Origin of the sequence: Rickettsia parkeri (assembly GCF_051427245.1) — a bacterium.
GTDB lineage: Bacteria > Pseudomonadota > Alphaproteobacteria > Rickettsiales > Rickettsiaceae > Rickettsia > Rickettsia rickettsii.
The window spans coordinates 446,113-457,725 of sequence record NZ_CP195774.1 but is presented as its reverse complement, the minus strand read 5'-3'; the positions used below and the strand labels follow the sequence as shown (position 1 = coordinate 457,725).

Below are 11,613 nucleotides of genomic sequence, written 5' to 3'. Positions count from 1 at the left end.
TTTTTAACTAAACTATTTTTATATAATAATTTTTAATTAAAATAACAAGAGATGCACAACTACATATAGAATTTTATAATGCTTTCATCATTAAAAAAACAATTTGATAACGATAAGGAGTTTTTATTAAATCATACAAAAGAATTTTTAACCACACCCGGAGTAGGCGTTACTTTAGAAACAAATAGAGCGAAAATTGAAGGAAAAAACGGTGAAACTCCAATATTAATACGTGACGGTCGTAACAATCCCAATGAAAAAATTGTTTTAGGCACTAAAGCTTTTGAAATGCAATATTTAAATGCTATCAGAGGAGCGATAAACATAGCAAAGGGCAAAAATAAACCTGAGCTTGTGCTGAAATTAAATAAAAAAACAGTAAAATTTATTAATAGTTTTAATGCTTTGAATATGGAAAAATCACAAGAAAACATCTCAAAAATAGGCAAGCTGAAATTGACAGTGTTGCTGAATTGCTAGGAAAAAATGATATTAAAAATGCTCATAAAAAATTAAATGTTGCTAAAGATTTTCAAAATTTCAATGATGAGCATTGTAATATAGTCACTTTGTCAAAAGTCATCAATGATGAGGGAAAAGAGCATATTGTAGTCGAAGCGGAAGTAGCTTTTAAAGACTTGACAGAAGAACAAAAGCAAGAATATCAAAATAGAGACGGTAAAAACTGGTATAATGTAATGCCTGAATGCGAGAGGAAGCTTGTTGATCAGTATACTGATACAATTTAAAACGGTAGGCATGTTATCCCAACCCAGTTACGACAAATTGTTGGCATGAAAAACGCCTTTGAGAAAATTGGGTCAATAACCGACAAAGACGATAAAAATTTTGAAACATTGCTTACATCTAAACATGCAGGTACATTAGCTTCGATTTCAAATGATATAGATTCTAGACAAAAAATTACCAAATTAAATGCACGCCAAGCTCAAGAATGGCTTGAAGACGGCGTTATTCTTCATACTAATACATTAAACTCAGGTCCTATAGGAGCTGGCAATGATCCCACAATTGCTGATCAGACAAAAAAATCTATGGAAAATGTCGGTGGGAAAAATACTAATACTCCTCTTAATTTATTTAGGCTTATAGGAGTAACAAATAACTTTGCAGGAGTGAGTGATACTTTAAACAAAATAGCAAAAAATTTACCGACTGAAAAAGGAATTGATGAATTAAAAGCACATATTAAACCGAGAAGCAAATTTGAACATTTTTTTAGGATAAATAAACCTAAAGGAAATGCAGCAGAAACAATTAACAATGCAAATTTAACGGATCAGGAAAAAGAAATATTAAAAAAAGCTGTAACATTAAGAAAAAATATTGAACAAGCAGATATTCCTTTTAGAGTATCCTTCGAGACAAAACTTCCTTTTATATCTTTTGATAAAGAAAATATTAATCTAAATATATAAGATGTCTTAAGTAATTTAACAGCGAAAATAAGACAAAATAAACAAGAAACTAAAACCACTAGTTTAATAAATTTACCTCAGGAAGAAATATGCACAATGTGTGCCAGCGGTAAAGATAGAGAAGGGCTTAATGAACATAATAAAATATCTCAAGCAGTATCAAAATATACCGGTATAAAAAGAAAACAGACATCGATAAACAATTACTTAAAAACTGTCATATTACTCAGCAAGCAGGTAGTATTTATGCAGGCGGTGCAACAATAGGTTGTTACGGCACTATAAAAAAGAAAATAAAAGAGTCATTCCAAAAAGTAGAAAAGAAACACTTGCTGCTATAATTGCATTAACTGCTAAAACTAATAAAATTGCAGACAAAAAAAAGATGGATAAAAGATAGATGCAGAATATGAAAAAAATCACCCTAGAAAATCTATCGCAATACGCAGTGATAGGAAAGTTGTTAAACCGTTAACTAAATCGGTATCACAGCTTAAACTAAGTATAACCCCACCGGTTAAATTTAATAAAAGTCAAAATATAGGTATGGAGAAATAATGTCAGAACTTACAATTGTAACAGGTGGTACTAGAAGAATAGGTAAAGCTACCGCTTTAGAATTAAAAAATAAGGGTCTTACGGTAGTTGCTAATTTTTTCAGCAATTACGACACTGCTAAAGAAATAGAAGAAAAATACGGTATAAAAACCAAACGCTGGAATATTGCGGATTTTGAAGAATGTAGAAAAGCAGTAAAGGAAATTGAAGAGGAGTTTAAAAAACCGGTAAGTATTCTTGTAAATAATGCCGGTATTACCAAAGATAAAATGCTACATAGAACGAGTCATCAAGATTGGAATGATGTGATTAACATTAATCTCAATTCTTGCTTTAATATGTCTAGTAGCGTAATGGAGCAGATACGAAACCAAGATTACGGTCGTATAATAAATATCAGTTCAATTAATGCTCAAGCAAGGCAGGTTGGGCAGACTAATTACTCTGCTGCTAAAGCTGGAATTATCAGCTTTACTAAGGCCCTTGCTCGTGAAACTGCTTCTAAAAATATCACCATTAACTGTATAGCTCCAGGGTATATTGCAACCGAAATGGTAGGAGCAGTACCCGAAGACGTGCTTGTTAAAATCGTTAATAGTATCCCCAAAAAAAGACTAGGACAGCCGGAAGAAATAGCTAGAGCCGTGGCATTTTTAGTTGATGAAAATGCCGGATTTATCACAGGTGAGACTATTTCTATCAACGGCGGCCATAATATGATTTAAACAATTAACTAATAATAGATTAGAATATGAAAGAGATCGTAAACCAATTAATCTCTAAAGGAAGAGAACTTGTAAGTAAAAATGAATATAAAGAAGTACTTAATATATTTACCTTAAATTAAACAATATAAAGGTTTTCTACATATCTATTATTATGAAGGCATCACTTACTTGTGTTGGGAAGAGTATTATAATAATGTTGAACAAACAGACCTTTACCTTAAGGCAGTAGCTTCATTACGACAAACAGCTCTATATACAATCTAAACCTAAAGATACTGATATTTTATTAGGAAAAGCTTTTTATAAAGCAGGCAAATTAAGCGAAGCTGTTACTGTACTTAACAAATATATATATATATCTTGTCCAGAGAATGAGGAAGAATTTCAGGAAATTCTCAGTCAAATAACTCCAGAACTTAATAAAACTAATAATTCACCGATGTTATCGAGAGATAGTAGTCAATTAACTTCGTTTAATAATAAAGATTCGCATGATATAATAGAAGTGAGTCAAACATTAAATGCATTAATAAGCATAATAGCTAAACATGACCACGATATAGCTCGACATGCGCAAGCAATTGCAGACATAAAAAAATGTTACAATCTGCAAATGTTGGGTATACTGCAGATATAAACAACCAAATTAAAGAATTGAAAGTCATTAACCCTAAATTAGAAGAATATTATAAATGTTTTAATATGGCTTTACAACAATGTATGTATTGCTGCTAGTGCTGTAAGTAGCGGTCTAGTAGTTCCTGATGCAGGGTATTTAACGTGTGAGTGCCTCTTCTCCTATAAAATGGGTTTGTTATCTTGGCGACATAGCAGCGTCCGGTTTTTTAAATTCTATTGCCACTGCTCTAATAGCAGTTCTACATGATGCCGGTGATAATATGTTTAACTCTAAGGAAGAAAAAAAGCTAGTAGATGTACTTACTAAATTTTGTAAAATGATTAATAAACAATCTGATATAACCGTACCTGTAGGACAAGATCTACAGAGATTAGCTTTACTTTTTGCTAATTTAAGGAGTGTAGAAATCAAAAAAATAATGAGACAGATTTCAGTAATTTCTTTACGACTAAATTGCCAATGCATAATAAATTTTTTCGTTATGATACCAAATAATATCAAAGAAATGAATAGTAATCCTATGGAAAAATTAGCGTTTCAAGATGCTATTTCTTTGATTAGTTATATGTATCATCATGCAGAGTATATATTAAAGAGTTCTAAATCGTTGTTAAATCAAATTTTAACTACTACAAAAGAAGGATTAAGCACATCATGGAATGATATAAAGAAAACTACTTCCGGCAATGTAGAGTACGATTTATGGCAAATGGAAAAGCAAGTACCTGAATCTGAAATAATAACTGAGAAAGCAAAAAGCGGACAGCTGCGAAGTATAAAGATATCTTGCTTTTCGGTTGATTGCTCAAAACCACTTTAAAAAAATAGCGATTTCTTCAACCGGTATCAGAAGAGGAGTTGAAGATTTTCTTAATCAAAAATATTTTGCTGATAAATTTACTGAAGAAAAACAAGGTTGTTTTGTCTTATTCTTAGCATATAAAATATTTAGATATGGTAATAAGGTATGTCTCAAATATTGTAGCGAGCAACAGCCGGAGCTAATTACAAAAATTTTCGATGATTATCCTCATTTATTTTTTAGGAGAGAGGCAATTAACATATGTATTAAAAATAAAGATGGTAGACAAAAAGCATTAGATGCAATAAAGTTAAAATCGTCAAATAAATTTTTTAAAGATTGCTTTGATACAGTATTCCCTAAGGTAGATGTTGTCGTAAACCTCATATTTGAAGAAGAACCTAAACCGAAGCACGTACCTAATGAACCTGAGCTTGTATTTAACTTAGAGCTCATACCTTTAAATATAGACGAAAATTAGGATGTACTACCAACAAGTAATGTAGAAAATAACCACTGAATTTTTAAAATGACTAGCATATATCACATTCTTGACCGTGTTCCTGCTATTTATAAGCAGGACATGGAAATAGAGTATGAGCATTTGGCTATGCAATTAATTAAGTCCGGTAAATTACGGATAGATACCGATGATTGCTGCAATTTTGCAAGGTTTACCGAACCTGCTCTTAATATAAGCTTAATGGTTAGTCAAGAAGAGCTAACAAGCCCGCATTTAATCCCTGAAACTACCAAGCTTTTTCAAAATTTATACAAAAATTCCGCTTCAGATCAAAAAATAAAATCAATTTTCGATAATTTAAAAAAGCAAATACAAAAGCTACAGCCGGTTAAGAAAGAAGTAACCGAAATGCTAGCACGTATTTTTGTTCAGTCGGCTCATCCGATCGTAATAAGGTGGCTTCTTCTTAATAAGACGGAAGTATTTCTTACCTACTCACATAATATCGGCGATATGATGGATATGGTTAGCTGGCAACGAGTAGGCGGTAATAGCGGTATGCAAAGCACTAACGGCAAGGACGTAGCTATTTTTGTTTCATGCGGCGGTAATCCTTTTGCTGAAAACAATAAAGATCATCCGACTTACGGCAACGGCTTTGCTGCGGCAGCAAGACTTCAGATTATCGCAGCCCAAGAGCTTGGGCATTTTGCCGATATAAAGAGAGATGATAAAGGCAGGCAAATAACTCGCCATTCGGCTAATTTTTCCGGTACTAAAGCTACCGATAAAGTACGAATTGCTAGAAAAAATGACATAATACATTGTCATAATTTGCTGAGTAAGCTCCTTAAAGCAGGTATGAAAAAGCAATTAGATTATGAAACGAAACTTAAATTTTATAATGCAAATAAAATTAGCGGCTTAAAAGTTTATGCTATAAAATTCATGATTTTTATATATAAATTTCAGCTTCTAAATTATAGCAGTAGGAATAATCTAATATTTGTAAGAAAATTTAAAACCGATGAATATATGGCATTAATGATTGATGCTATGTTTAAAGATATGCAAGCTAATTTATCACCGGCAGCTGACGTGTATAAAAATAAAAACCCTGAAATTGAAGAAGCGATAGCCTGCATTGAAGCCTTAGCAAGAGTACCGCAACAAACCGTAAAATGGGGATATTTAACTACCAAAGAAACTATGCATGACCTTTATAAAATATATTATAACGAGGTTATACCTTCTTTAATTACTAGCTATAATGCTATCACCGGTGAAAATTATCAACGTGATTTTAAAAAGCCAAAAAGTAATTTCTTTTCTAAAATCAATATCTTTAGTAACAAAAAGTTAGTACTAAAACCGGTTAGGGAATTATGAGTATACTGATGTGAAATGAAGAATGGTAGACGAAGATTAACTTCAAAAGGAGCAAGGAATTCACAAGGCGATGAGGCATTGCTGCGTGGATATTGTTTTTTCGTCATTGCAAGGAAAATTACAAAGTAATTTGACGAAGCAATCTCAGGAGTTTGTTATTATTTCATGAGATTGCCACGCAGCCTACGGCTGCTCGCAATGACGATTTGGTATCCCGCACAGGAATGATATTTTTAGAACAATATCTTTAACTTTATGAACCTTTAGTGGCTAGTATATTTGCTGTGTAAATTACAGTTATACGTTGCAAATAGCTCAATATTCTTATGAGCGGTAAGTAAACTTGCACCTACATTATAGCCAACTTTCGGTGTGCTACTACTTGTAGTGTTCTCAAAGTAATTATCTGCCCAAATAAATCTAGCTTTCACCTTAGGTTGCTTATTGCTAAAGCTATTTTCTACAGAAGCATGTAGTCCCGGTACTATTTGAGTATCGTTTGATAATCTCTTAGGAGCGGTTAATTTTATGCCTGCAATCCCTGTAGTTAAGTTACCGGACTTACCAGCGACATACATATTATTCACACCTGTACCGGTTTGCTGCAGTATAAGTATATCCATTAGGAACAAATCCATCTCCATTACTCATCCTCAAAATTGATAGGGCGGCTACATCATTCGCCGTGTGAACCCTATTAATATTAATCACAATATTTGTACCGAATGCCGTAGGGAGATTTTGAAAAACTATATCGCTTTCTCCTAAAGCATTTATAGTAATATTACCTTCAAGTACTACATCACCGGTAAGAATTACGTTACGTCTAAGATCGAATGTCGAGCCATTAACGTTACCGTTAATTGTAATGTCCTGCGTGCAAATATTATAAGTTCCCGAATCAAAATTAGTTTGTCTAGAATGAATATCATTATGCAATTTGTGTTCATGATTACCTTCAAACATCACTTTAGAAACTTGTTTGGTTTGTGAGCCGATTTCATAAATATCAGGAATCTTTACGAAAGTTACCTCTCCTCTCATAGTTTTAGTATTAGTAATATTACCGGTAAAACCTTTATTAACCCTTACCTTCCCAAAACTTATAAACTCTAAATTCCCTGTATGTATTACACTGCTGTTGCGATGTTTCATATCAACTTTTTCTTTAAATACAAGCTCAATAGATTCAACGGCACTAATATCATTACCGGTAATGGTTAGCTCAGAACTTGTTCCATTACCGCTTATAAGCTTTAGCTTTGCTTTTGCATTATTATTATTGGCGCCATATGCAAGAGGTGCTCCTAAAGCATTTTGAACTGCCCTTTGAGTTTGCAGATTGTCAACGTTAGTTATATTGTTAATACTAACTCTTGTAGTTGGATTGCCTTCAATAATAGTAAATACCCCATTAAAACCATAAAGATTAATATCATTAATATTAATATTTTGGGCAAAATTAACCATATGGTTATTTTCTGCGATAATAATATTGTCATTATCTTGTGGAAGATAATGGTTGTGATTATATCTTCAATCATTCATCGTACCTATATTAGAAGATGGATTTCCCGCCGGAATAATATCCGCCGCAAAGCCTCCCATGCTTGCAAGCAGCCCAATAATACTACTGGTTGCTAGTAAAAGTTTATTAAAAAAATTTTGTTCTTATTAGTTATAATTTCCCCTATAACTTATTGCTTTTAATGATTTTACCACTTAACTTATCGGTCATTATACACTATTTATTTACAACACACAATAATTAATGAATAAATTTACTATTAGTTAATATTTATTAATTATTTACGATGGCGTGATTTATGAAATTTAAGGGAAATAGGCTGGTTTAATGAAAGGTAGGGGTTATGGTGTTTGTTTGGTAGGTAATCATCATTGCGAGCAGGCATTGCCCGTGTGGATCAGTTTTCCGTTGTCATCCCGTGGTTTGACCACGGGATGACACCGAGTGCGTTTTTCAATTCGCACAATAATGTCGTAATTTCCTCGCAATGACGTCAAAATAACATCCTATTCATCATCTATATTAGAAAGCTCATCTTGTAATTCTCGAGAAAATACATCCTCATCATCGTTAGAATCATTCGATTTCTTAAGAGAGTTTTTGAAATTATTTAGGTCTTTATTTTCAAATATTTCAATAGATTTTAAAGTCTCGTTTGGAATTATAACTATAATATTTTTACTTAATTCATCTAAATAATCAGTGGTAACGGCAACTTTCAGTACTCCTCCATATTTGCTCTGTTTGCTACTTACTACAAAATCTTTTAAAGATTTACTTTTAAAATAGTTTTCAGAAGTAAAGATCATTGTTATAAAAAATAGTACTAACGAGATAGTAGTACCCACGGCAAATCCTGCTAATAGCCCTAAGAATCTGTCAATAAAACCGTTTCTCATAAATGAAATTATAGCAAGAAATTTATAAACTATAAAAACACATAAAATTAAAGCAATAACATAAGATATAACACCGGCAATAATTATTCTTATAACCTCATTATCCATATATTTCCCGATTAGGTCAGAAATATATGGATATAAAAAATATCCTAACATTATAGAAGTAATAAAACCGAGTGTTCTAGTTGCAAACCCGATTATGCCTTGATATAAGCCGAAAAATGAGAAAAGAGTAATAATAGCAAAAATAGTAATATCAAAAAATGTGATCATTATTGTTAACTTCTATTGAATAATTGGATTTAAATCTTATATATTATATAATTAAAGTTTAATTTATGGGCGATAAAATTTTTCATAACTTATCCGGTAAAACACTAGTTGCTACACCGCATGTAATTACAAAAGGCATTTACCATAAATCCTTAATTTATATGTTATCACACACGGAAGAAGGAGCAATAGGATTAATATTTAACCGCTTAGTAAATCATATAGATTTAAAATCGTTTTTTAAAATAAAAAATGACAAAATAACAACCCCGGTTATGGTTCCTATATATCTTGGCGGACCCGTAGAACATGAAAAAGGGTTTTTTCTTCATTCTAGCGATTATAATAAAAATTTGTTATTGGATTTCCATAATGATTTAGCAGTAAGCTCTAATTTAGAAATTTCAGAAGATATAGCTTTCGGTAAAGGACCTAAAAATAGCTTATTCATTGTCGGTTATACAGCATGGAAACCAGGGCAGCTTGAAGAAGAATTAGAGACAAATCTATGGCTGGTTATGGATTGTAATAAAGAATTTATTTTTGCCGATAATCCTGAAAGTAAATGGCATAATGCATTAAAACACTTAGGCATTGATGAAATACATTTCTCATCACAAATAGGAAATGCTTAGAGATTATCTGTTAACCATTTTTCGGTAAGCCTAAGTAATAATGCTTTAAAAATTTTCCCTGACTGCTAATTAAATACACAAAATTAGAATGTTGTAATTCATATTTGTTTGTTTTTACATCAAATATTTTGGATGTATAGAAGACCTTAAATTGATCTGCTAATTGTTCAATATCTTGGACTCTCCCTGTTAAACCTATAAAATTATCATCTATTTTTTCTAAATATTTTTTTAATACTTCACTTGTATCATGCTCAGAATCTAGAGTAATAAAAACTACTTGTACTAAAATATTCTCTTTCTTCAAAATCTTAATAATATCTTCTACTCTTTTTAGTGTTTGATTGTCATATAAGGAATAGGTAGTACCAAAATAAATCAAACTTAAATGACCTTGCAAATGGATACTATCAAATTTCTTTCCTTCTTGATCTATAAGAGTAAACTTAATTTTAGGCGAATCGTCCATATTACTAGTTTTCGCACCAATCTTAAGCTTAGACGGAGTTAATGAAGAATACAATAAACATAAAAATATTATGCCCGTAATCATAGCTAGGGCTATAAAAATTTTTATAATATACATTTGGTTTTTATTATTTCTCATAACCTAAGTAATTATTAATATTTATTTATAATAAAACTTATTCTTATCATATATGCAATAAAAATCATCTTTCAGTATATTAAATATCGTAATATCTAAATTGTGATATTTTTAGTTAAAATTAATTAATTTATTAACTAAATTGAAATTTTTTTGAGTTAAGATTATTAAATAAAAAACAACTAAGAAACGGATTAATTATGTACAATTATACCGTTTATGTAAAACGTTTAAATGATAAATTTAAAAAACAAGAACATACGGAAATAGTAGATAGTACTATTTCAAATACTAAATGACCACAACAATGCAACTCAACCGATACAAACACACTCCTAAATCAAAATTCGTTTGAAATAACAAATAATATTGAACACAATAAAGCAGAAAATATGAGGGATATAATGATGTTGAAAAAAGAAGAAATAAAGGAAGCAGAAATGGAACATTTTATATCCAATATGTAAAGGATAAAAATTGTATCGACTTAATTAATAAAGATAATGAGAAATATGAATCTATTATTGATAGGAGTAATAAAGCTATAATTATATTAGGGCAAGAGAAAGAAGATTTAAAGCTCATAGCTAATTTTCTTAAAGACGGTGAATTAATATTAGAAAGTAATGAGTATGGAGATTGGGACTGCTCAAAAAAAGTCTAACCACAAGTTCAAATATTTTAGATAGTTTTTATATAAAAAACGCAAAATATTTAACATATAACAGTTCTTATTTGGATGCGGCTAATTCATCCTCTGAATCTACTATTGACAAATTTTTCCTACAAAAAATTCTAACTTTTCCCTTATCAAAGGCAATGTCGGTATATTTGAACAATTTACTAAATTATATTGATATAAATGAAGGTAATTTATCTATAGTAGTGACTGATAGCCCAAACAAGCAATAATCATACTCGTATATCTAAAATTATTGATGAAACTATAAAACTCGGTAATTTTAGCGATGAACAAAAGAGTATCATTAATAAAATAAAAGATTCTATTTTTACTTCAAGCTAGCGAGCAAGCAAAAGACTATACAAAGCTATTAAATATTAGAGATGATAATTATATCATTCTAGATGAATATAATAAAATAACAATCGACGGCGAAAATTTAACATATATTTTAAATTCTATAAATATAATTAATAAAGAAGTACCAATTAGTATCAATGAGCTTAAAACATATATAGAAAATAATTTAAAGTTTTGAAGATGTTTTGCCTAAAACAGACAAATTGAAACAATTAATAGATATAGTAAATTATTATAAACAGTTAGAAGACAATGCCAAAACTATAGGAAATTTCTTAGAAACCGTTAAAAAATTAAATCAGCTTTTAGAAACACCGAAATCAGAAAATAAATTAGAGAATCTTCTAAATTACCTTAAATATATTTATCTAACATCAAATTTTCCGAAAAAGAAAATTTGATTACACTTAATTCTGCAAAATGGTTTAACGATTTATTTACCTCGGGGTATATAATATAAAAGAAAAGTTATTAGAATCATTTAAGCATACAATATGCAAAGATAAAGATTCATTTTATAATAAATTAAATGAGACTATTGAAAAATTTTATGAAGATATCAAAAATAACGATGTTTTAGACTTAAAAGCAATCAATAATATATATA

The 11,613-nt window shown here is 30.4% G+C and carries 16 protein-coding genes; 12 read left to right on the top strand and 4 right to left on the bottom strand.

Annotated features, from left to right (window positions below; genetic code table 11):
* The first annotated feature begins 78 nt into the window (after window positions 1–78).
* From ACSFFC_RS02725 to ACSFFC_RS02685, 9 genes are all read left to right on the top strand, one after another.
* Window positions 79–480: a hypothetical protein gene (locus ACSFFC_RS02725; RefSeq protein ID WP_041472184.1), complete on the top strand. Its 402-nt coding sequence runs from the start codon at window positions 79–81 to the stop codon at window positions 478–480.
* Complete coding sequence (locus tag ACSFFC_RS02720) at window positions 474–749, top strand: hypothetical protein (protein ID WP_004996879.1); 276 nt, start codon at window positions 474–476, stop codon at window positions 747–749. Before ACSFFC_RS02725 ends, ACSFFC_RS02720 begins: the two co-directional genes overlap by 7 nt.
* 45 nt (window positions 750–794) lie before the next feature.
* On the top strand, window positions 795–1,439 hold the full coding sequence (locus tag ACSFFC_RS02715; RefSeq protein ID WP_045798652.1) for a hypothetical protein: 645 nt from the start codon (window positions 795–797) through the stop codon (window positions 1,437–1,439).
* A 96-nt stretch (window positions 1,440–1,535) separates the two neighbouring features.
* Window positions 1,536–1,706 carry a hypothetical protein gene (locus ACSFFC_RS02710; RefSeq protein WP_012150286.1) on the top strand — a complete coding sequence of 57 codons (171 nt, stop codon included), beginning with the start codon at window positions 1,536–1,538 and terminating at the stop codon, window positions 1,704–1,706.
* A 290-nt stretch (window positions 1,707–1,996) separates the two neighbouring features.
* Complete coding sequence (locus ACSFFC_RS02705; RefSeq protein ID WP_014410294.1) at window positions 1,997–2,722, top strand: SDR family oxidoreductase; 726 nt, start codon at window positions 1,997–1,999, stop codon at window positions 2,720–2,722.
* A 442-nt stretch (window positions 2,723–3,164) separates the two neighbouring features.
* Window positions 3,165–3,362, top strand: a complete 198-nt coding sequence (locus ACSFFC_RS02700; protein WP_004996895.1) for a hypothetical protein — start codon at window positions 3,165–3,167, stop codon at window positions 3,360–3,362.
* A gap of 145 nt (window positions 3,363–3,507) precedes the next feature.
* The gene (locus tag ACSFFC_RS02695; RefSeq protein ID WP_014410293.1) at window positions 3,508–4,185 is read left to right on the top strand and encodes a hypothetical protein; all 678 of its coding nucleotides are present in this window, start codon (window positions 3,508–3,510) and stop codon (window positions 4,183–4,185) included.
* The gene (locus ACSFFC_RS02690; protein WP_014410292.1) at window positions 4,163–4,648 is read left to right on the top strand and encodes a hypothetical protein; all 486 of its coding nucleotides are present in this window, start codon (window positions 4,163–4,165) and stop codon (window positions 4,646–4,648) included. Before ACSFFC_RS02695 ends, ACSFFC_RS02690 begins: the two co-directional genes overlap by 23 nt.
* Before the next feature lie 48 nt (window positions 4,649–4,696).
* Window positions 4,697–6,019, top strand: coding sequence for a DUF2748 family protein (locus ACSFFC_RS02685; protein ID WP_014410291.1), 1,323 nt, complete (start codon window positions 4,697–4,699; stop codon window positions 6,017–6,019).
* Window positions 6,020–6,282: 263 nt separating this feature from the next.
* Here the strand turns inward: ACSFFC_RS02685 and ACSFFC_RS02680 are convergent, their stop codons facing one another.
* The 3 genes from ACSFFC_RS02680 to ACSFFC_RS02670 form a co-directional block, all read right to left on the bottom strand.
* On the bottom strand, window positions 6,283–6,642 hold the full coding sequence (locus tag ACSFFC_RS02680) for an autotransporter domain-containing protein (protein ID WP_014410290.1): 360 nt from the start codon (window positions 6,640–6,642) through the stop codon (window positions 6,283–6,285).
* Window positions 6,599–7,489, bottom strand: coding sequence for a hypothetical protein (locus ACSFFC_RS02675; protein ID WP_014410289.1), 891 nt, complete (start codon window positions 7,487–7,489; stop codon window positions 6,599–6,601). Before ACSFFC_RS02675 ends, ACSFFC_RS02680 begins: the two co-directional genes overlap by 44 nt.
* A 564-nt stretch (window positions 7,490–8,053) precedes the next feature.
* Window positions 8,054–8,722: a CvpA family protein gene (locus ACSFFC_RS02670; protein WP_014410288.1), complete on the bottom strand. Its 669-nt coding sequence runs from the start codon at window positions 8,720–8,722 to the stop codon at window positions 8,054–8,056.
* A gap of 65 nt (window positions 8,723–8,787) precedes the next feature.
* On the opposite strand from ACSFFC_RS02670, the gene ACSFFC_RS02665 reads away from it, so the two are divergent.
* Complete coding sequence (locus ACSFFC_RS02665; RefSeq protein WP_004996911.1) at window positions 8,788–9,357, top strand: YqgE/AlgH family protein; 570 nt, start codon at window positions 8,788–8,790, stop codon at window positions 9,355–9,357.
* Between the two features lie 10 nt (window positions 9,358–9,367).
* Here the strand turns inward: ACSFFC_RS02665 and ACSFFC_RS02660 are convergent, their stop codons facing one another.
* Window positions 9,368–9,964, bottom strand: coding sequence for an SCO family protein (locus tag ACSFFC_RS02660; RefSeq protein ID WP_014410287.1), 597 nt, complete (start codon window positions 9,962–9,964; stop codon window positions 9,368–9,370).
* A gap of 639 nt (window positions 9,965–10,603) precedes the next feature.
* Between ACSFFC_RS02660 and ACSFFC_RS02655 the strand changes: the two genes are divergently transcribed.
* On the top strand, window positions 10,604–10,876 hold the full coding sequence (locus tag ACSFFC_RS02655; protein WP_014410285.1) for a hypothetical protein: 273 nt from the start codon (window positions 10,604–10,606) through the stop codon (window positions 10,874–10,876).
* Window positions 10,877–11,191: 315 nt separating this feature from the next.
* Window positions 11,192–11,407: a hypothetical protein gene (locus ACSFFC_RS02650; protein WP_045798651.1), complete on the top strand. Its 216-nt coding sequence runs from the start codon at window positions 11,192–11,194 to the stop codon at window positions 11,405–11,407.
* Window positions 11,408–11,613: the final 206 nt, after the last annotated feature.